Origin of the sequence: Chitinophaga sp., assembly GCF_017745275.1 — a bacterium.
Lineage (GTDB): Bacteria > Bacteroidota > Bacteroidia > Chitinophagales > Chitinophagaceae > Chitinophaga.
Genome location: NZ_JAGHZS010000006.1, coordinates 402,635 through 425,019, shown reverse-complemented (window position 1 = coordinate 425,019; position 22,385 = coordinate 402,635). Strand labels below are relative to the sequence as shown.

Below are 22,385 nucleotides of genomic sequence, written 5' to 3'. Positions count from 1 at the left end.
ACAGTTTGGCTTGATCAGAATTTAACATTTGCACCCACAGAGAACACACGGGAAACCGGGAATTGACCACCATCAAGACCAATACCACCTACTTCCGGATCCATACCGGTATATTTGGTGAAGGTGAGGAGGTTATCGCCGCTGAAATACACACGCAGTCCTTTGTTCCAGCTCATCTTCTGGAAAGTATAACCTATCAGCAGGTTTTTCAATCTCAGGTAGTTACCATTTTCCAGGTACCAGTCAGAGTTAGTACCGAAGTTGCCATTAGGATCATTAGCACGCACACGGGGAATATTGGAACCTGTATTCTCTGGTGTCCACGCATCTTTAATTTTATCCCAACGATTGTATCCTTGTTCTGAACCACTTAAGGTAGTCATCTTGAAAGCGTTGAACAGTTTTACACCACCTACACCCTGCATAAACAGACTGAGATCGAAATTTTTCCAGGTGAAGCTGGCATTAAATCCATAAGTCAGCTTAGGGAAAGCGCTACCCATGTAAACACGATCTCCATCATCAATTTTTCCATTTCCGTCGCGATCTACAAATTTGATATCACCTGCTTTAGCATTCGGCTGAATCCTGTTACCATCTTTCTGGTAAGCAGCTGCTTCTGCATCAGATTGGAATAATCCTGCTGTTTGTATCAACCAGTACGAGAAATATGGCTCTCCAACTTTGGAGCGGTAAGGAGTTAATACGCCTCTATAACTATCGTTATGTAACCAGAAGGAGCCTTCATTCTCATCAATATATACTACCCTGTTTTTCAAAGTAGCAATGTTAGCACCAAGATTATAACCTACCTCACCGATGTGATTGTTCCAGGAAACAGCTACTTCCCAACCTTTGTTACCAATCTTACCCTGATTCAGGTAAGGAGCATCAAACCCAAAAGTGTTGGGCCATTTACTATCCTGTTGCTTGATCAGATCATAGGTCAGCTTATCGAAGTAGTCAACAGTAACGTTCAAGTGTTGCTTGAACATGCTGAGATCCAATCCGATATCGGTTTGTTGGGAGGTTTCCCAGCCCAATGCCGGGTTAAATGCAGCATTATTTGACAGGGAGTTGGAGATGGGAGCTCCGTTGCCAATTTGATAAGTAGTTCCAGGTGTCAGTGTTGGGTAACCATAGTTGCGGCCAATAGACAGCATATTACCTATTCTACCCCAGCTACCCCTTACTTTCAAGAGGTCAACAGCAGCTATATGGAAGAATGGTTCAGAACTGATTTTCCAGGCAGCAGTCAAACCAGGGAATCCTTGTCCACGATGGCCTACTGTCAAACGACCAGCCATATCATAACGGTAACTTCCTGTGAAGAAATAGCGGTCTGCCCAGCTATAAGACAATCTTCCTACATAAGAAGCGCCACGATCTATCCAGCGATCATCTTTCGGTTGGTCTTTATCAAAAATGGTGGCGTTTACAAAATATTGTGCCCAATCGGCTTCATTTTCGAAACCACGCGCTGCAGCATAGAAGTAGCGATTACCTGCTTCCTGTCCGGTGATAGATGCCATAGCACCGATGCTATGTTTGTTGATCACTTTGGTATAGTTCAGGGTATTTTCCCATATCCAGTTATATCCTTTATCTGTAGAATAAGTTAACCTATTCTGGTCATTAGGTTTACCTGGCTCTGTTCTTTTCGGCTCGAAGTTTTTCCACAAAGCGTTATTTTGCCGATAAGCAAAACGGGATAAATAAGTCAGACCGGGAACGATATTTGAAATCGTAAATTCTGTTACTGACTGCAGATCATTTTTCTTATTAAAAGGTTGGTTACGGAGCAGCGTGGCTACGGGATTCACCGCGTCACCATAGATACCATTGTAGGCACCATCTCTTGGGCCTGTACCTCCAAACGTTCCGTCTGCATAGTAAGGGGTGGCAGAGCGGGGCATATAAATAGCGGAGGTAATTACACCTGTATAACCACTGGCAGTTTCAGCATCCCTGTTATCATTATTATTCCAGAAGATTTCCTGACGTAGTTTTATGTTTTTAGAAAACTCGTAATTCGCATTAAATCTCAGGGAAATGTTTTTGTTGTAGGTATTCAACAGGGTACCCTCTTCATTTTCATAACGCGCCTGGAAAAGGGTAGAAAATTTGTCTGTACCGGCGTTTACGCTAATGTTATGTCTTTGAATCATGCCAGTACGGAAAATTTCCTTCATCCAGTTGGTACGTGTTACTGCACCATAAGGATTCTTTACCGGATCCCAGCCTTCCTGCAATGGGTTACCAGCATTGGTTTGGGCGAGGTTAGCTACCTTGGCTTCATCTTCTGCTGTGAGCGACTGCAAAGTACGCCATGCTTGTTTCGCACCAACAAAACCGGTGTATTGAACAGAAGGTAACCCTTTAGCTGCCTGACGGGTAGTGATCAATATTACACCAGAAGAACCGGCATAAGCACCATAAACGGCAGCAGAAGCCGCATCCTTTAACACAGTAATATTCTCAACATCAGCAGGGTTGTAAGGCGCTCCTGGTACTCCATCTACAACATACAACACTGCTTCATCCCTGCGGGAGCCCATACCACGGATCACGATATTGTTCGAATTACTGGTATGGCCACCATTACTGGTTACGGTAATACCAGGCACTTTACCCTGGATCATGTTAGCCACATCCATTACCGGGCGCTCCTTAATTTGTTTCATATCCGGTACTACAGATACGGCGGCAGACAGGTCTCCTTTTTTAGCGGTACCATAACCCAGTACTACTACTTCATTCAATCCGCTGCTGCTTACTTTGAGGCTGAAGTTCAGTGTTTCTGCGTTTCCTACTACGGTTTCAATGGTTTCATAACCTACGTAGCTGAACACCAGTACTGACTTCTCATTTTCTGCTGTGATCTCGTAACGACCATCAACATTGGTCACTGTTCTAATTTTTGTTCCTTTCACCCATACAGATACACCTGGTATAGGTTCTTTATTTTCAGTAGTAATTCTACCGCTGATTTTATGATCTGCCACCTGCGTGGTTTGTACCACCGGGTCTTTCTCTGCTTTTCTCAGCAGGATTGCTTTGTCGCTAACGCTGTACTCAATGCCGGATTTGTTCCGGAGCAGGTTGAGTGCTTCGTTTAACGTGATGTTGTCTGTTTTAAAATCACTGATCATGATTTTATCGAAGTCCTGTTTTACGTAGTTGAACGTAAAAGTACTCTGAGAGCCCAGGGCAGTCAGCACCTGTGACAACGAGGCGCGTGAAATATCCAGTTTTACTTTTTCGTTCAACCCGCTTTGCCGTGCATAGCCAAAAGTGGCCGGCAAAAGGGCGCATCCCAATAAAAGATATCTTTTAAGGCGGAATGCAGTTGGCCCGCTTCTACGGGAGTACTGATCTGAAATGGTACATTTCATTTTCATGTGTTGATTTTTTCAGGAGTGTTCACACGTGTATTAATAAATGGTAACCTGTTTTTCGGTAATGCGATATCGCTTACGACTGATATAACATAGATTGTCGAGCATTTTGGTAAAGGCCTCTTTTCTGAACATGACAGAAATATTTTTATCTGCGCCCTGCATATTTTCCCAGCGAACCGTGTATCCGTTGCGATTACACAGGCGTGCAAAGGCATCGTGGAGCGGTAAATCAGTAGCGCTGAAAGCATCTTCTCTCCAGGCTGCTACCCTGCCGGCATCTGCTTCGCTAACCGTCAGGCCTTTTTCTCCATTGTTATAGGCGGCTGCATAACCAGGCTTCAGTACAGCATTCTCTTTTCCAACACGCACCTTTACTTTTCCCTGTACCAGCGATACGCGTGTTAATCCTTCAGCAGGATAGGCTTCCACGTTAAACTGTGTGCCTAACACCTGTATCGCCATATCCCTTGTATGGATCGTGAAAGGCTTGCCTGTTTGCCCTTGTACATCAAAGAAACCTTCCCCGGTGAGTTGTACGCTACGTACTTTCCGGTTGAAATCTTCTTTCCAGCGCAACGACGCAGCAGTGTTCAGCCATACATGCGAACTGTCGGGTAATACCACCAGTTTCACCGCGCTAGTTTCATTCGTCACCAGGAATGTTTTATCTGTTGCACTCTTATCTCCGGATGCGGTGGAGTGTTGCAGCCACACAAATCCGGCGCCTGCCAGTAGTAATACACTCGCTGCAGCAGCAGTCCATTTCACGGCCGCTTTCTTCCACCATACCACTTTAGCAACTGGTAAGCGGCTACGAAAATTAGCCAGGAACTGTTGCTGGTATTGGCTTACATCTGCCGCAGGCATTGGCTCAATATTTTGCAAACCGTCATACCAACTGTCTAATAAGGCCAGTTCTTCAGGTGTGCATTTGCCTGCATGAAATTTTTCTAACAGGGCATGGGCCCTTGGATATTTTTTCGGTGCCATCTACTAATGAATACCCGGAGACCGAAAAATGTTAACCCGATCGAATGTTAAGAAATTGTAAACAGCAAAAATGCAGATACGAGGCTGGCAGATAAGGCAGGATTTTCCTTAATGTGTGCTTTTACCTGTTTCAGGGCGCGGCTATATAAAACCCTTGCGGAGGCTGGGTCTATGCCTAATTGTTGAGCTATTTTCTGGTAGGAATAATGATGTTGTACACGTAACACAAATAATTGCCGCTGGCTGGGCGATAATACCTCCATGGCTTCCGCTATAATAGTATCTTTCAGCACATGCAGTTCTTCCTGCGCCAGGGCACCGGGTGCTTCAAGGGTATCATTGAGCAATACTTCCAGCTTTTTCAGGTGCGCCTGATAACGGCCGTTGGTACGGTAATATTTAAATATCCGGAACTTCAGGGCGTTGAGCAGGTAAAACTCCAGTGTTTTATCTTTCGGCACTTCGTCCCACTTCTCCCACAAACAAAGCAATACATCCTGCACAATGTCAAATGCATCATGCGCGTTGGTTTTGGCCACCGCAATGCCCAATAGCTTATCCCAATAGGTAGCTACTGATGCTTCAAACTCCACCTGACGTACAGTGGCGGACATATCCTGGAGAAATAAATGCTGATGCGCGGCCATAAAAGGAATATAACAAGTCCTGCAAATGTAATTGCCTAATATTACGTGGATATTAACTTTACTGATTCCTGGCTGATTCTTCTGTTAAAAATCGATTTAGCTATGATTCGACAAGTGATAATACTATTGAATTACAGTATCTGAAATAACGTGTTTTAATATTTTGATTGACTAAAAAAAGACTAAAAAAAGATTGAAAATGCTGATGGTTGATTAAGCGTATTATTTACATGACAGGTGCATATTGTCATTTTCTGATAGCAATATAAATTTACTTTTCGAATAACGAAAATTTTATAACAAGATAGTTGCCGGTATGAGGATATTCTCCCGGTTAATATTCTACAAACGCATTATCAATATAACACCACAACCATTGTTCTCCCGGCTCTGCAGAAGCCACCACCGGGTGCCCGGTGGCATGATGATGCTTCGTCATATGTGTGGAGGGTGAGTCGTCACAGCATAAAGTGACCCCACAGGTCTGGCAGGTACGCAAATGCACCCACTCCCCACCATGCTTTATGCATTCTTCACATACGTATTCCTCACTGGTTTTAACCGCCGTAATAGCGGCGAGATGTGAACATACAGACATAAAAAACAATTTATACTTCTGCTAAATATTTATGTACCATACTAATACTCATAGAACCTTCTCCCACCGCGGATGCCACCCGGCTCATAGCACCAGAACGCACATCTCCCGCTGCAAATATACCGGGGCAGCTGGTTTCCAGCAGGTATGGTTCTCTGTCCAACTTCCATAACTTACCAAAATATTCGAACGACTTCATTTCCCTGCCAGTTTGCACAAAGCCTTTCTCATCTTTTATAATCAGATCACCCAGCCACTCCGTATAAGGTTTGGCACCAATAAAAATATACAACGCATCCGCTGCTACCGCCTTCACCTCTTTGGTTTGCAGGTTTTCTATATTCAACCCTTCCAGCCTGTCCGTGCCCGTAGCGGCTACAATTTCCGTGTTGCTCAGGATAACAATATTATGTATTTCACTGATCTGATCAATCAGGTAAGATGACATGGTAGCCGTGAGATCACTTTTCCGGATCACAATAAACACCTCCTTCGCAAAGCGGGAAAGATACACTGCCGCCTGCCCGGCAGAATTACCCCCACCGAGAATATACACACTCTTTTCCTTACAGGACGCAGCTTCTGTCATCGCCGCACCATAATAAACACCGGCACCTGTAAATTGCTCTATCCCGGCGGTTTCCAGTTTACGGTAATCTACCCCGGTAGTAATCACCACAGAGCGGGTATTGATCTCTTTACCATTTTCCAGGCAAACAATTTTATAATCTGCTTTAAGCTTAATTTCTTTCACCGATTGTGGCGACAAAAACTCTGTTCCAAACCGCGTGGCCTGCGTAATGGCACGACGGGTCAGCTCCGCCCCACTCAACCCGGAAGGAAAGCCCAGGTAGTTCTCGATCCTCGAACTGGTACCTGCCTGGCCTCCCGGCGCATGCCGCTCTATCAGCAAGGTTTTCAGTCCTTCTGAAGCCCCATACACCGACGCCGCCAGCCCCGCCGGCCCTGCGCCAATGATCACCACATCGTAAATTTCATTTTTCAGCGTCGGATTCAAACCCGTCCTGGCAGCAATATCAATAATACCCGGACAAGATACCACCTCACCATTTTCAAAAATCACTACCGGCAAAGCTGCGTTGTCCAACTGGTTGATATCCATCAGCACCTTCCCTTCTTCCGCGCCGGCATCTATAGATTGATAAGGTATCAGGTTGCTGGCCAGGAATTCTTTAATACGATAAGCCTTGGAGGAATACGGGCGTCCAATCACTTTGATACCCTGGAACTCTGGCCGGTAGGTAGTTTGCCAGTCATCCAGCAAATCGTTGATCACCGGGTATAATTTTTCTTCCGGTGGATCCCAGGGCTTCATCAGGTAATAATCCAGTCTTAATTCATTAATTGCTTTAATCGCCGCACTGGTATCAGAATAAGCGGTGAGCAGTACTCTTTTGGCGGCGGGATAGATAGCGATGGCCTGTTGTAAAAAATCCACCCCTTCCATTTCCGGCATGCGCTGGTCAGAGATAAACAGCGCTACGGTTTCATTCCGGTTCTTCAGTTCCACCAGGCTTTTCAATGCTTCTTCGGCAGATAGCGTACTTAAAATGCGGTAAGATTTTCTGTAATAGGTTTTCAGGTCCTGTGTAATCGCATTCAGCACCTGTCGATCATCGTCAATAGCAAATATTATAGGCAAACTCATATCTTCTAAATTAATTATTTTCTATGGGAAAGGAAACGGTGAAAGTAGTTTTCCCCGGAACTGAGGTGGATTTCACCATACCATGATGCCGTTTTACGATCTGCATCACTACATCTAATCCAAGGCCGGTGCCCTTTCCCATTTCTTTCGTTGTAAAAAATGGTTCGAATATTCTTGTTTGAATGTCGGCTGGAATACCAGGGCCATTATCTGTAATGGTTACATGTACATATTGCCGATCCTGCGTGGTGGCTATTTCCAGGCTTCCTTTCTTATTGGCTTCCATGGCATCAATAGCGTTATCCACAAGGTTAGTCCACACCTGGTTGAGTTCCCCGGGTAGCGCCTTAATTTTTGGCAGCGTAGTATCATAATTTTCCACCAGGTCAATATTTCCCTTGCGTATTCTAAAGTTCAGCATGGCCAGCGTATTCCGTAAGCCGGTGTGGATATCTATAAATTGCCGGTCCGGCTCCTGGTCCATATAAGTATAACTTTTTACGGAGGTAACCAGGTCGGCTATTCTTTTGGCAGATAGTTGCAGGTCGTGGATCATGCGATAAGCCACCAGTGAGCTCTGTAGCCAATTGAAAATGACCGGCAACTGCCGCTCAGGAAATTGTTCACTGAATTTTTCCAGGGTGGCTACGTCCAGGTTATACTCCGCTAACACCTCTGCAATTTCCGGCTGAGGGATGTTTTTACTATCCAGCCAGTCTTCCAGCGCGGTGGTTTTATCGGATAATTCCAGCATGCCCAATGCCTTTTCCGGGCGGCTTTCCCGCATCTGCAACAGTTGCTCCACCAGTACGCCGGCTTCTTCTTCCGACAGGCAAATGGCGGCCATCTCCCTGAATATTTCCGGGAGATGCGTAATATTATCACATAAACCCGCCGCACCGCGCGTGATGGCGGCTACCGGGTTATTCAATTCATGGGCGAGGCCGGCAGACAGCTTTCCCAGCGCCATCATTTTTTCGTTCTGCTGCTGGAAGGAAGTATTGTCTCTCACACGGCTGGTCATAATATGTACCAGCGCTTCTGTGAGCTCATAATGCTGCTCTATATTTTGTTTGAGAATATCTGCATGACAGGAAATGACACGTGTTTCCTTCAAACACACACCTGTTCCCAATGCGTTTTTTACGCGCGAGAACGGCAGCCATCCGGTGATACTGTCGTCATTCAGCTCCGCCAGTTCCCGGTAATGTCCGTTAATACTACCGGAAATACGCACCTTTCCACTGATCACAATGTTAGTAGATACCACGGGATCTCCGGCTTTGAACATCAGCTCTCCTTCTGGTATGAGCCTTTCGGTTGATTGTTGCAGGAGCCACTCCAGTTGCTCTAATGGTACCTCCTTCAACGCTGGAATTTGTTGAAGCCGGTTGGCAGTTACAGGTTCCATAAAAAATGGGGATTTTCATTCGTTATCAAATATAAGCTTTCAGCACACACGGCAAACTATAATAATTTCTGCTAGCTTTGTCGCCTGACATAAATCATTCGGGAAATGCTTACAGAAGACGCAGCTATAGCGATACAGGAAGCACTAAAATCGCAGGTGATCGCCACAGATATATTGCCTGATCCGATAAAAATTATTGCAGGCGCCGATGTGGAATACGACAAAGATTCCAACCTGATTGCCGGCAGCATAGTGCTGCTGGACTATACTACGTTGCAGGTAATAGCGGTGGCCTCTCATTGTATGGAAGCTACTTTTCCTTATATCCCCGGGTTATTTTCCTTTAGAGAGATGCCCTCACTGTTACGAGCCTACGAAAAATTACCGGTACAACCCGATCTGATCATTTGTGATGGCCAGGGCATTGCACATCAGCGTAGATTTGGGCTGGCAGCACATTTCGGCGTAACGCTGAATAAGCCGGTGATTGGTTGTGGTAAAACAAAACTTTGCGGTGAATACCAGGACCTGGGCGCTGCCAGGGGAAGTATTGCACCGTTGATGGACCCGGAACAAATCGGCAATGCATTGAGAACACAGGATAATATAAACCCTGTTTTTGTTTCTGTAGGACATAAAATTTCTCTCCCCACGGCTACCAACATAGTACTTCAAATGTGCACCCAGTACCGGTTACCGGAAACGACCCGGTTAGCAGATCACTATGCACGCCTGGCATTACTGGAACATAAAAAGTAGAAATATTTGGTGATTTGAAATTAATTATTATATATTTGCAACCCCAAACGGGGGATACGGAATGGCTGAAAGGCTTGTCTGTAGTAAGGATCGGTAGTTCAGTTGGTTAGAATGCCGCCCTGTCACGGCGGAGGTCGCGGGTTCGAGTCCCGTCCGGTCCGCAAGGACTAAAAAAGGAATAGATATTTTTCTATTCCTTTTTCTTTGAATAATTGGGCAGGTTCCAGAGCGGCCAAATGGGGCGGACTGTAAATCCGCTGTCTACGACTTCATAGGTTCGAATCCTATCCTGCCCACTCAAAAAAAACCGGACAACCTGTTGTCCGGTTTTTTTATTTTGAAGCGTAATACGCCACCAGCGTACTCTTAAAAAGAGCTTGTTTATCTTTCATACAGCTTGTCTTATTCTGCTTTTATCACCTTTGTTCTGGCAGATACACCGTTTTCATTGATGGCTTCTATACAAAAATAATAAGGATGGTTTTTATCCATGCCCTTGAAATAATAATCGTTGTTGTTATGCACCATGATACAGCTGTACAATTTATCCGGTGAGGTACCGGTATAAATATTGTAGGCATATGCGTTATCTACCGGCGACCATTTAATCCATGCACTTCGTTTATCCTTCTCCGTGCGAAGCACCAGTAATTCTTTCACTGTGTCCGGTGCAGTGCCGTTGCCGTTACCAAATACCCTTAATCCGCTGAGTGCAAATTTTCCACCGGGCATATGGATGTTTTCCATTTTGATATAACGCGCCTGCACCGGCTTTGCCAATTCAATATAATCGTGTGGTACATCTTTCCGCTGTTTGCTTTTATCGGCCAGCATCTTCCACTGTTTTCCATCTTCCGAAAACCAAAGTATATACTGGTGATAAATATCCGTTTGCTTACCTAAAAAGGGGGCATCCTGATCCGCATAATTCACCTGCACCGCATTTACACGGCTTACTTTCCCGAGATCGGTCTGTATCCATTCGCCTTTATTGCCCGTGGCGGCGCTCCAGTATGTTTTTATGTTTTCATCTACTGCGTTATTGGGAAGATAACCACCATGCACAGAAGATACGGTAACTGGTTTGTTATAATTCAGCAGCATCCAGCCAGTAAACCCGGCATTATCAAAACCGGTGGTATCGGCACTGCGGGCGGTATAGTGCGGGTAATCACCGAAAGATGTATTACAAAACATCACATCTTCTTTATCAAAGCCGGCGGGCCAATAACCGATACGGCGTTCAAAGCTGTTTTTCACAGCAATTACCATTGTAGATACATGCCACCAGTATCCCTTGTTATCCTGGAATGTAGCGCCATGACCCGCCCCACGGATATAACCCCCAGGCTTATACGAAACAGGGTCGGACTGAGGGGAAAAAGGCCCCAGTGGATGATCGCCTACCACAACTCCATCTGCATAACCACTGAACTCTGTTCCGGGAGCGCCGTATTGCAGGTAATATTTTCCGTGATGTTTTGTCATCCATGCGCCTTCAATGAAGGGATCCAGGAATGTATTATCAAGATTTTCCCCAAACCGTTGCCAGCCATAGCGGTCTGGCTCCAGCAGGTACATTTCTTTCCTGGCACCTTTTGGTTGCAGCGTGCTGCGATTCATTTCCACGCCATACAACGGGTACCGGTTGCTGCTGCCATTGTACATATACAAACGACCATCGTCATCGGCAAAAAAAGCGGGATCCCAGCCGCCTGTCTGCAATGAGTCGATCGCTTCTTTCCATTCATTTCCTTTGGGATTGGTGCTCATCCAGATGGGGAAGTCGCTGGTGTAGGTAGATCCGAACACCAGCAAAGTATCGCCCATCACCCATGCGGCGGGTGCGCACAGATCATCGTATACATGATGATACGACTTCAGGAATTTCCGCTCCACGAAATGCCAGTTGAGCAGATCCGGGCTCCACCAGTATCCCCATTGATTGGTGGAAAACAGGTAGTAGTCGCCTTTGTAATTTACAATCACCGGATCGGCGGTAGCGCGGTGTTTTCCCCAGGTGGTAAAGTTGGGAATAGGACAATAGCCGTAATCAATATTCACCGGATTACAATAGGTAGTTTGCGCACTGGTATCTATGCTTATGAACATGATCAACAGTGCATACATCCATCTTTTCATCATCACTATTTTACCGTAGTTTCAAAATCAAGTTTCTTTAGTCCTTGTTTAATTTCCGGGCAACTCATAAACAACTTCCACAACAACCCGGTGCGGTAGTTTTCTATCATCACAATAATGGGTCCCTGGTCAATGGCGAGGTGTGAAGAGGCGTACCATTGCTTCGTTTCGTTGAATGCATCGGTAAAGCCGTATTCTGTCCAGATCTTATCACCCAGGTCATAGTAAAAATGTTTCAATGCCTGCATGGAATATTCAGGTGTGTATGGAAATGCTGATAATGCCGCTGTGGGTGTGATGGTGCCCCAATCATTTGCGGGCGAGTGAGCATTGTACCCATCATATGTATCGCTGGCGGTGAGTCCCCAACAGTTGGCGCCGTAACCTTTAAATCCTTTTGGATTGCGAACGCAGTGTTCCCGGTTGATCAGCGTATGATGCAAATTTTGTTCCCAGTAGTCGGCGTATCGGTCTTTCAATCCATGCGGATCTAAACCGAGGAAAGAGTACTGGGAGAAAAACAGGGGTCCGCCGTAATCAAATCCCAGCGGGAGTTTGATGTCATAAAAGGTGCGGTCGTTTCTGAAATAAATATTATTTACCCAGCCCTGGTGATATACTTCCGGGTCGATGGAGTAACGGGGAGCTGATGCGGCCAGCACATAGGTGATCAAACATTCGTTCCATCCTCTGATTTCGTGGTTCATGCTCCAGCCATTGTTGGGGCTCCAGTGCCAGTACAATACATTACGACCGCCCTGTGTATACCAGTTCCATTCTGTTTCGTTCCAGGTCCAGCTGATCTTATTTCGTATATCCGTTTCTGTTGGTGTGTTGTTGTTGAAGTATTGACGCGCGCAAAGAAGTCCCTGGAACAGGAAAGATGTTTCCACCAGGTCGCCGCCGTCATCTTTACGGCTGAAGGGGATTGTTTTCCCGGTGGCGCCATTCAGCCAATGCGGGAACACGCCATGATAGCTATCCGCTTTCCGGAGGAAGTTCACTATTTTCAGGAGCCTTTCTGCTGCGGCTTCCCGGGTGATCCATTTACGTTCCGCGGCCACGATGATCGCCATTATACCGAAGCCGGTACCGCCGGTGGTAACTACTTCATCGCCATAATCAAAAGATTTATTGCTGCGTTCGCGCGCCATGCCAGATATCGGGTGACCAAAATCCCAGAAGTAGCGGAAGGTTTGTTTTTGTACCAGCTCTAATAATTGTTCGTCCGACATTTTTTCGCGGACAACAGGAATCTTCTTTTGTGCCATTGCCGGCTGCAGCAGGAAAAATAAACAGCCGATATACAGTATATATTTCATTTTTATTTTTTTTAGAGATGGGGGCTGGTAAAGCCCAGGTGATGCATACCGGTTTTTATTTCCGGGCAGCTCATCAACAGGTTCCACAATAATTCGCTGCGGTAGTTTTCTATCATTACTATTACCGGTCCCTGATCGATGGCCAGGAATGAGTTGGCAAACCAGCTATGCTGAAGCGAGAATGCGTCTGTAAAACCATATTCCTTCCAGATCTTGTCGCCCAGTTTGTAATAAAAGAATTTCAGCGCCCGCATGGATTCCTGCGGAGTATATGGAAAAGACGACAACGCAGCAGTGGGTGCAATTACGCCTACATCATTGGTGGGCGAGCTTGCCGTATAGCCGTTGGGGATATCACTGGCGGTGAGCCCCCAGCACTCAGCGCCATAACCATAATTCTTTTCCGGGTTGGCAACGCAATAAGCGTAGTTGATGCGGGTATGATTTACCACCTGTTCTTCATAATCTGCATATGGATCTTTTAATCCCCTGGGATTGACGCCCAGGAAAGAGTAATGCGAGAAAAACAGGGGGCCGCCCAAAGCGGGTCCCAGCGGCAGTTTGATATTGTAGTAGAGATTATTATTGCGTATGGCGCCATTGCTTGCCCAGCCGCTGTCGTAAGTAGTTTTTGGTACAGGTGTTTGCGCGGAGGCAGCAAGAATGTAAGTAATAAGACATTCATTCCATCCTTTCACCGGCATATTCATGTCCCACTTATATTCGTTGCTCCAGTGCCAGTACAACACGTTTGCATTGTCTTTCCTAAACCAGTTCCATTCCACGGCATTGCAAATAGTGTTGATATCATCCCGTAGCTTCGTTTCCGTTATATCTGCATTTTTGAAGTACTGTCGTGCGGTTAAAAGTCCCTGGATGAGATAGGATGTTTCCACTAAATCGGCGCCGTTATCTTTTGTGCTGAAGGGAATAGCTGCGCCGGTGCTGCCGTTGAGCCAGTGTGGGAAGGCGCCGTGAAAACGCGCCGCCTTTGTGCCGAGGAAAGTGGTTATTTGTTGTATGCGTGCCAGTCCCTCGCTGCGGGTAATAAAGTGGCGCTCTATTCCTGTGATGATGGCCATAATACCAAACCCGGAGCCACCGGAAGTTACGGTTTCACCGCTGGTGTTTCTTTCACGCGCAAGGCCGCTTACCGGGTGGCCAAAGTCCCAGAAGTATTTGAAAGTTTGCTGTTGCACCAGCGTGAGCAGTGCATCATCGGAGATCCGGGGGAACTTATCGGTGGTGTCTATGGCGGTCAGCAGCGACAATGACACGGCCGCCTGGATTTTCGCGTTCTTCACCGACCGTAAACCGGCGCCTGCCTCGATCGTATAGGCGGTAAGGTTAGACAGCGGTGTAGTGGGCTTCAGCACAAGGGTGCTGTCGCCATGTTCATATGCTACACTGTACGGCACGTTACCACCGCTTTTACCGGCAAAAGAACAGGCAGCCGCAACGGTGCTACGCAGTACTGCATCTGAAAAAGAAATCCTGATAACGGGTTGTGTGCCGGTACCATAATAAGAAAACCCGGCAGACACGCTATCAATGCTCAGCGCCTGAAAGCTGAATGAAGGCGGCGTAACGGGCGGAGGCGACGTATTGTCGCCCCCGCTCTTGCTGCAGCCTGCTGTTATAATCGATAATAAACAAGCTATCCATTTCATATAAAACTATTTACCCCTCCCTTCCAGTTTAACGAGGGCGCTGACATCTGCTTCTTCCAATGCTTTGTTATAAATTCTCACTTCATCGAGGCTACCGGTGAGGTAGCTGGCCCAGTCCTGTGAAGTAGCTTCAGAAGTGAGACTGGGAACAGTTTGAAACTGGGAAGTACCAAACACCATTTTACCCGGATTGAGGAACTGGATTGGGCCGGCTCCGGCCATTACATGTGTGGCGATCCTTAATCCGTTTACATATACTTTAAATGAGTCTACACCGTTGTAGGACACTGCAAGGTTGGTCCACCTGTCCCATATATTCTGCACATCATAATTTCCCAGCCATGTTTCTCCCTGTGCACTGGCTATGTGCATTTTCAGTACCGCCTTTGTGTCGGTACTGCCGTTTTCAAAGAAGATATCGATATTGCCCCAGAAGCTTTTGGTATTGCTGAGGTTCAGCAGTTCCACGATACCGGCTGTATTCTGCGGATTATTCACCCACAGGGTGATAGTAAATGCTTTAAGGCCGGTGATAGCAGTTCCTGGTGTGAACAGCGCGTATGCTTTGGTGGCGCCTTTAAGGGCGCTGCCTTTGATACCGGTAGCGAAAGTAGTACCCTTGTTTTCGCAGTTTGTTTTGGAGACGCTGTCGGTGAGGTTGCCGTTAAATCCCCAATAGGCCACCAGGTTGCCTGAAGCTATTTCGGACGCGCTGGTATAGCCACCTATAGACAAGGCCGGTTTATAGCTGTTGGCATCAAACTTTTTATAGCAGGATGATGCAAACAGCATGATAGCAGCGAAGAGTATGTATGATGGATATCTGAAGTTCATGGTAGTAGTATTAGAGATTAGTAACCTGGGTTTTGAGTGAGTGTACCTGCGCTGATATCAATTTCATTCTGCGGAACAGGCCATACTTCGTTCTTTCCGGCTACAAAGCCTTTGGGCCCAAACACGGTGGCAGCTCTTCCCTGGCGGATTACATCAAAGTAACGATCGTTTTCCATTGCCAGCTCCACTCTTCTTTCATGCCAGATCGCATTACGCAATGCTTCTTTAGCAGTAGTGGTTACGTCCGGAAGAATGGCGGTGTTGCCACCACGGGCGCGGGCTCTTACAGCGTTCAGCGAGGAGAGTGCCAGGGTTGTATTGCCTTGTTCGTTGGCGGCTTCTGCATTCATCAGCAGCACTTCCGCATAACGCATCACGCGAACGTTCTGATCGGCGCCTTCTGTGTAACCGGTTACAAACAAACGGAAAGGCACATACGATTTCTGGTTGAACATCGGGTTATCGCCGGTAGGAGCAATCAGATCGCCTTCCGGTGTGGTTTCTCCCCTGAAGATAATGGTCGCATCTTTTCGCGGGTCACCGGGTTCATACTCGCTTACAAGGCTTTGCGTGGGTACGTTGAAGCCCCAGCCACCGCCTACAGCGCCTTTCACGCCTTGTATCTGTGAGTATTGGGAATTAGAGGCGTCTTTACTATTCAGGATCAGCTGACACTGAATTTCAAATACAGACTCTTTAGAATTTTCATTGGCGATGCGGAACAACTGTTCATAGTTGGGATACAGGGTATATCCGAGTGCCATTACCTGGTTGGTATAGTTGAGCACATCCGGCCATTTCTTCAGGTACATGGCCACTTTTGCATGAAGCGCCAGTGCAGCGCCTTTGGTGGCACGTCCGGCCTCGGAGGCGGGATAAGCAGGCGGCAATATCGCTTCGGCTTCTGTGAGGTCCTTTTCAATAGCCGCCCATATTTCTGCCTTTGGTGTTCTTGGTAAATTATACTCGCTGGCATCCACGGCTATTTTCAAACGCAGGGGCACATCACCGAAGGCGCGCACCAGCCGGAAATACGCATACGCACGTACGAATTTAGCTTCTGCCAGGTAACGGGCCTTCAATGCTTCGTCCATTGTGATGGCAGGAATATTAACCAGTACCTGGTTACAGAAATTAATTTCCTGGTATTGTGATTTCCAGAAATCGAGGATTTGTCCTTCTGTGGCGGTTACAGTGAAGTCGTCGTATTTATTGAGGAAGCTGGCATCGGATGCGTTACTTCCTTTTTCGGCGTCATCAGAACCCAGGCTTTCAATAGCAACGGCGGCAAATCCTACCTGTTTCCATTCGCGGAGGTTGGCATAAATAGCATTCACCGCTTTGGTGGCATCTGCTTCATTTTTCCAGAACTGCTCGCTGGGTTGCTGTCCCTGTGGCGGTACATCGAGAAAAGATTTCCCGCAACCTGCGATGGCCAGTAATACCGGCAATATAACGCCACCGGCTAAACGTTGTATATTAAGTTGAGTATTTCGTTTCATAACAAGTCTGCTTTATTATCAGAAAGTAACATTTACACCAAAATTGTAGGTCGCGTAGAGCGGGTATACGTTGGTATCTATACCGGCTTCCCTTGGCTTGCCGCCAATTTCTGGTGTAAATCCCCGGTATTGGAAGAAGTTGAATGCATTTTGTGCATTGGCAAATACGCGCAGGTTTTTCATACCCCATCTTTCCGTCATAGCAGCGGGGAAGTTATATCCCAACTGTATGTTCCTGATCCTGAAGTAGCTGCCATTTTCCACGAAGAAAGAATTGGGCAGGTAGTTATCGCGGCCGCCGATGAAAGCAGAAGGATAGGTATTGGAAGTGCCTTGTCCATGCCAGCGTTTATCATAAAAATCTTTTGTGAAATTTTCATTACCAAAGCGCGCACCGAGATTTACATTGTAAACATCCACCCCTGCAACGCCCTGAAAATCGAGGGTAAGATCAAATTGTTTCCAGGCAAAGAAGGTATTAATACCGTAGCTGAAGCGGGGATTAGGATTACCCAGCGGCACGCGGTCGTTCGCATCAATAACGCCATCTGGCACACCTTTAGGACCGCTTACATCTCTGTATTTAAAGTCTCCTGCTCTTGCTTTGGGCTGTGCAGAAGCTACTGCTTCCGCATCTGTCTGGAAAATTCCATCTACTATATAACCTATAAACTCGCCTATAGGTCTGCCGAGCATAGTACGTGTACTGAGTGCACCACTGGTGAGGCCGCCGCCACCGCCATAGATGGGATTTTTACCAGACACCACGCTTAATACTTTGTTTTCGTTAAACCCAACGTTACCTCCAACGGAGTAAGTAAAGTCTTTCTTTACCTGGCTTTTCCAGCTTAATGCAAGTTCAACGCCACGGTTCTGAAAATCGGCCTGGTTGGCGATGATAGTACCGGAGTTGGTACCCAGGTTCCCCGGGAGATTTACATCAAAAATGGCACGTTTTGTTTTGCGATTGTAGACCCCTGCTTCCAGGTACAGGCGGTTACTGAGCATGCTGGCTTCCAACCCAATGTCTGTACCAACGCCTCTTTCCCAATAGGTAGTGCGGGGCACAACAGAATTAATGCTGGCGCCCGTGTTCACATTACCTCCGAAGATAGCTGTCAGGTAAGGGTCCTGCGCTACCTTCAACACGGAGATATCGGAAGGAACAGACGCGTTACCCACCTGGCCCCAGCTACCGCGCAGTTTCAGGTTATCGAAGAAATGCTGTTGCTTCATAAAGCTTTCTTCACTGATCACCCAGCCCACCCCAACAGAAGGGAAATAACCCCAGCGTTGATCGCCATAGAAACGGGAGGAGCCATCGGCGCGAAGCGAAGTATTGAGCAGGTACCTGTTCTTAAAGGAGTAATTGATCCTTCCGAAATACGACGACACAGTATAGACAGTTCCTTCATCTGTTATTTGCCTGCCATCGGTGCTGCCCAATCTCAGGTACATATCTCCTTCACTGTTATTAGGTACGTTAGGCGCACTGGCAGTGAGCTTATAGGTTTGATAACGTTGTGCGCCCTGACCTACCAATACTTTGAGGTCGTGGTCTTTGAATTTATTCTGATAGGTGAGTGTATTTTCTACGATCCAGTTACGGGTATCGGTATTTTCGCGGGTAAGTTTACTGTTGTTAGCGCGTTGCGCGATAGTAGCCGTAAATACGGGTACATAGTTGCGCATCAGGTTTTCGCTGTATTCTCCACCAAGGCTGGAGTGAAAAGTAAAGTGTTTGGCAAACCGCAGGTCGGCATAAACACTACCGGTAACGGTTTGTTTTTTGGTGACCTGGTTGAAAAAGTCGAGAGTTGCCTGTGGGTTGAAGTTCGCGCCTTCACCGAGGTTATAATCGTTTGGATCGCCATACGTACCATCAGCATAATGTACGGGTACTACCGGGCCGGCACTGTACAGCTGGCGCCATAGAAAATCGGGAATATCATTTGATTTATTGGCAGATGCAGTAATTGTATAACCCACTTTCAGTGGTTCAAATACCTGGAAGTCGTTTTGTAAACGGGCAGTGTAACGGGTGAAATCATTGGTATTCACCAGGCCTTGCTGGTGCAGGTAGCCTACCGAGAAATTATAGGTAGATTTTTCTGAACCACCGCTCATAGATAATTGGTGATTGGTAACGAGTGCATTCCGCAGGGTTTGATGGTACCAGTCGGTGCCCCTTCCATACTGCGAAGGATCGTCAAACAGCGGCCCCTTATCGTTACGTTCCTGTAGTTCATTTACCAGTGTGGCATACTGACTGGCATCAGCCATTTTCACTTCGTTGGTTACTTTCTGATAGCCTACATAACCGTTATAATTCACAACTGGCTTACCGGGTTTTCCTTTTTTAGTAGTGATGAGCACCACGCCGTTTGCCGCACGTATCCCGTAAATAGCTTCACTGGAGGCATCTTTCAGGATACTCATATTTTCGATATCTGCAGGGTTGAGGAAGTTGATATCATCGTACCATACACCATCCACCACATATAAAGGAGTGGGACTGCCGTGTACCGTACCCACACCGCGGATCTTTATTTCAGGCGCGGCGCCGGGTTTTCCCATGTTAGTAATGGTGACCCCGGGTACTTTTCCCTGGAGGGCGCTTACGGCGTTATTAACGGGTTGTTTGTTAATCTCTTCTCCTTTCACCTGGCTGATGGCGCCGGTAACATCTACTTTACGTTGTACGCCATAACCCACTACTACTACCTGTTCTACCATGCTCACTGATTCTACCAGGGATATATTGATTACAGAGCGGCTGTTGACCGGTATTTCCTGGCTGGCAAAACCGATAAAGGAGATCTGCAGGGTGGCGTTTTCCGGAACAGTAAGTGTGTAAGTACCATCTGGTCCGGTAACAGTTCCGCGGGAGGTTCCTTTGACGCTGATGGTAGCACCGGGTACCGGCATATTTCCATCTTTGCTGGTTACTTTACCGGTAACCTTGATGTCCTGCAATTCCCCGGTGTTGGCCATGATGACCACGAGGTTGTTTTCGATCACTTTATATTTCAGGTCGGTATTGTTGAGTATTTCGCTCATGAGGTCGGCCAGAGGAGTGTTGGTGACATCCACATCCACTTTCTTCCTGATATCTTTCAATGCATTGTTATACAGGAACCGGTATTCGCCTTGTTTTTCAATACTATTGAGCACTTTGGCGATCTCCGTTTCTTTAAGCCGGAGCGTAATGGTTCCCTGCCCCTTCGCATTGGCAGCTACCTGGAGCACACCTGCCAGCAGCAGTACAGCGGTCCAATTCATAATTAATAAGACTTTTTTGAAGGCATGGGAGGGTCGCTTCGCAGTTGTTAGCGATTTTTTCATACTTTTAGATTCAGAGGTAATAAAATGGAAGCCAGCTGTTTTCAAGGATTGGCGAAGCTTCCTGTTATGCTTCAGGAGGGAAATGTTGGCGCATTTCCCTTTTCAGTTACCAGTGGCTCAGGACGAATTAAATTTGCTTCCTTTTTTCATAACGGAAATAATTACTGGTTAATAATAATTTCAGTACCGTGGATGGTAAAATTAAATACGGCAGTCATTTGTAATGCCTGCAACGCCTGTTGAATATTTTCCTGTGCAAACACACCTGTGAACCGAATCTCTTCTTTTCTTTTATCAGCAAACCGGATAGTTACTCCATACCAGCGCTCCATGCGGGCGGCCAGCGATGCGAAAGACTCGTCCTGGAATACGAGTTTATTTTCCATCCAGGAAGTTTCTACGATCGCATCTTCTTTTTCTGCGTAATAAGTAAGATGTTTCACGGCCACCACCGGGTCGTTCCTTTTTACTGTATGTAAGGAGTCATCTGATACAAGGATTTTTTCCATGGGTTTCAGGATGATCCGTTCACCAGGACGGCTGGTGGAAGAAGCTTCAATGCTGCCCTGCAGCAGTGTGGCTTCGGTCATTTTATCGCCCGGATAAGCCCTCAGGTTAAACCGGGTTCCCAATACTCTCACATCCATGCGGGCGGTGTGAATAATAAAAGCGTAGTCGGCGTTTTTAGCGATATCAAAAAAGGCTTCGCCGCTGAGGGTAACCTCGCGGTTGTTGTTGCCAAAGTCTTTGCTGTAAGTGAGTTTACTGCCGGCGTTGAGCCATACGTGGGAGCCATCGGGCAGTTGTATGGAAGTGCGGGAACCGTTACGGGTGGTTACTTCGCTGATAGCGGGAGAATGAGCCGCCTTTCCGCCGGGCCACCACCACCAGATCGCTGTTGTAACGAGGAGGCCCACCATTACTGCGGCAGCAAGGTAACGCAACCAGGGACTTCTTGTCCGGGTTTCAAGCTGGAAAATAGCTGGCTGTTGTTCTTCTGCCTGTAAACCAATAGCTATCCCTTTCTCCTGCATACGACTGATAAGACGGGCATGCGCATGCTCTCCTTCCACCCTTTCCGCTGGATCAGGCGTGGTTTTCCAGATATCTGCAATGGCTTCCACGGGAAAATGAAGATCAGGCGAAGCACGCAACAAGCCTTCCAGCTCCTGCAGTTCTTCTGCAGACGCTTCTCCGGCCAGTTTCCTGCCTATCAGTTCCCATATGCGCTTATTATTCATAACGTTTCGATAGCTACTCAGTATATAGGTACCATCTGAAAGCAATATCTACTAAAGGGAACAAAAATATTTTTGGGATGGGGTATCAGCGGGGCGATTTCTTTAACTGCACATTCAATACCCTGGCTATTTTAGCGAGGGCAACAGCCAACTGGTTATCGATCGTTTTAACAGACACATTCAGGATTTCAGCTATCTCCTTATACTTCAGGCCGTCTTCACGGATCAGTTTAAAAATGATCTTACAACGGGGCGGCAGTCCTTCGATGGCAGTCTCAATGCGGGCGAGCATCTCTGCCGTAAGCAGCAACTGTTCCGGGTTCTGGTGCGGACTTGCCAGCTCCACAGATAATTCATCAATGGTAATAGCAGACTGCTTTTTTTGCTTGAGGAGGTATTTCAGAGAAGTATTCTTTATGCTTACATACAGATATACCTGTAAGTTATTCACGTTTTCCAACTGCTGGCGGCGTTCCCACAGGCTGATGAACACATCAGACACTACTTCTTCCGCAGTTTCGGCAGACTTTACAAAAGACGTGGCGAACCTGAGCAGGGGCTTATAGAAGTGCAGGAACAATTCCCTGTACGCTACCTCGTCATCATATAAGCCAATGCGACGTTGCCATTCCTTTATCTCGTTTACGTGGAACATAAAGTGAAATGTGATTAGCTGCTTCTATGGACAAAGTAAAGAAAAAAAACAATGCAGGGAGGTTTTCCTGCCCGCAGGATGCATGCTTTGAATAGCGGTCCTGGTGGTTACATCAAAAAACACATATACGTATTTAACCAGTTTTTCGGTGGATGCGGATACCTGGCATAAAAAAGCGCGTCTGCCATAACCGAAGTTA

The 22,385-nt window shown here is 46.7% G+C and carries 15 protein-coding genes and 2 tRNA genes; 3 read left to right on the top strand and 14 right to left on the bottom strand.

Translation table 11 applies throughout. The features are described 5' to 3' along the window. Nucleotides 1-14: 14 nt before the first annotated feature. The 6 genes from J7623_RS18805 to J7623_RS18780 form a co-directional block, all read right to left on the bottom strand. Nucleotides 15-3,401 carry a TonB-dependent receptor gene (locus J7623_RS18805; RefSeq protein ID WP_291923188.1) on the bottom strand — a complete coding sequence of 1,129 codons (3,387 nt, stop codon included), beginning with the start codon at nucleotides 3,399-3,401 and terminating at the stop codon, nucleotides 15-17. 33 nt (nucleotides 3,402-3,434) lie between these two features. Beyond that, entirely contained in the window at nucleotides 3,435-4,391 is a 957-nt protein-coding gene (locus J7623_RS18800; RefSeq protein ID WP_291923186.1) for a FecR family protein, read from the bottom strand. 47 nt (nucleotides 4,392-4,438) lie between these two features. Continuing rightward, nucleotides 4,439-5,038, bottom strand: a complete 600-nt coding sequence (locus J7623_RS18795; protein ID WP_291923184.1) for a sigma-70 family RNA polymerase sigma factor — start codon at nucleotides 5,036-5,038, stop codon at nucleotides 4,439-4,441. A 334-nt stretch (nucleotides 5,039-5,372) separates the two neighbouring features. Next, nucleotides 5,373-5,636 (bottom strand): UBP-type zinc finger domain-containing protein, encoded by a 264-nt coding sequence (locus tag J7623_RS18790; RefSeq protein ID WP_291923182.1) that lies wholly within the window; start codon nucleotides 5,634-5,636, stop codon nucleotides 5,373-5,375. A 10-nt stretch (nucleotides 5,637-5,646) separates the two neighbouring features. Continuing rightward, nucleotides 5,647-7,305: an FAD-dependent oxidoreductase gene (locus J7623_RS18785; protein ID WP_291923180.1), complete on the bottom strand. Its 1,659-nt coding sequence runs from the start codon at nucleotides 7,303-7,305 to the stop codon at nucleotides 5,647-5,649. 10 nt (nucleotides 7,306-7,315) lie between these two features. Further along, the gene (locus J7623_RS18780; RefSeq protein ID WP_291923178.1) at nucleotides 7,316-8,716 is read right to left on the bottom strand and encodes an ATP-binding protein; all 1,401 of its coding nucleotides are present in this window, start codon (nucleotides 8,714-8,716) and stop codon (nucleotides 7,316-7,318) included. A 105-nt stretch (nucleotides 8,717-8,821) separates the two neighbouring features. On the opposite strand from J7623_RS18780, the gene nfi reads away from it, so the two are divergent. From nfi to J7623_RS18765, 3 genes are all read left to right on the top strand, one after another. After that, entirely contained in the window at nucleotides 8,822-9,475 is a 654-nt protein-coding gene (gene nfi / locus J7623_RS18775) for a deoxyribonuclease V (protein ID WP_291923177.1), read from the top strand. An 87-nt stretch (nucleotides 9,476-9,562) separates the two neighbouring features. Then, nucleotides 9,563-9,636 (top strand) — tRNA-Asp (locus tag J7623_RS18770). Nucleotides 9,637-9,689: 53 nt separating this feature from the next. Then, nucleotides 9,690-9,771 (top strand) — tRNA-Tyr (locus J7623_RS18765). A gap of 106 nt (nucleotides 9,772-9,877) precedes the next feature. Here J7623_RS18765 and J7623_RS18760 read toward each other — a convergent pair. The 8 genes from J7623_RS18760 to J7623_RS18725 form a co-directional block, all read right to left on the bottom strand. Continuing rightward, the gene (locus tag J7623_RS18760; protein ID WP_291923175.1) at nucleotides 9,878-11,617 is read right to left on the bottom strand and encodes a family 43 glycosylhydrolase; all 1,740 of its coding nucleotides are present in this window, start codon (nucleotides 11,615-11,617) and stop codon (nucleotides 9,878-9,880) included. 5 nt (nucleotides 11,618-11,622) lie between these two features. Continuing rightward, nucleotides 11,623-12,939 (bottom strand): glucoamylase family protein, encoded by a 1,317-nt coding sequence (locus tag J7623_RS18755; RefSeq protein ID WP_291923173.1) that lies wholly within the window; start codon nucleotides 12,937-12,939, stop codon nucleotides 11,623-11,625. A gap of 11 nt (nucleotides 12,940-12,950) precedes the next feature. After that, nucleotides 12,951-14,609 carry a glucoamylase family protein gene (locus J7623_RS18750; protein WP_291923171.1) on the bottom strand — a complete coding sequence of 553 codons (1,659 nt, stop codon included), beginning with the start codon at nucleotides 14,607-14,609 and terminating at the stop codon, nucleotides 12,951-12,953. A gap of 6 nt (nucleotides 14,610-14,615) precedes the next feature. Then, nucleotides 14,616-15,443, bottom strand: coding sequence for a LamG domain-containing protein (locus J7623_RS18745; RefSeq protein WP_291923170.1), 828 nt, complete (start codon nucleotides 15,441-15,443; stop codon nucleotides 14,616-14,618). Nucleotides 15,444-15,460: 17 nt separating this feature from the next. After that, nucleotides 15,461-16,945, bottom strand: coding sequence for a RagB/SusD family nutrient uptake outer membrane protein (locus J7623_RS18740; protein WP_291923168.1), 1,485 nt, complete (start codon nucleotides 16,943-16,945; stop codon nucleotides 15,461-15,463). An 18-nt stretch (nucleotides 16,946-16,963) separates the two neighbouring features. Next, entirely contained in the window at nucleotides 16,964-20,227 is a 3,264-nt protein-coding gene (locus J7623_RS18735; RefSeq protein ID WP_291923166.1) for a TonB-dependent receptor, read from the bottom strand. A gap of 224 nt (nucleotides 20,228-20,451) precedes the next feature. Beyond that, nucleotides 20,452-21,531, bottom strand: a complete 1,080-nt coding sequence (locus J7623_RS18730) for a FecR domain-containing protein (protein WP_291923164.1) — start codon at nucleotides 21,529-21,531, stop codon at nucleotides 20,452-20,454. An 85-nt stretch (nucleotides 21,532-21,616) separates the two neighbouring features. Continuing rightward, a complete protein-coding gene (locus tag J7623_RS18725) occupies nucleotides 21,617-22,186 on the bottom strand; it encodes an RNA polymerase sigma-70 factor (protein WP_291923162.1) in 570 nt (189 codons plus the stop codon). Nucleotides 22,187-22,385: the final 199 nt, after the last annotated feature.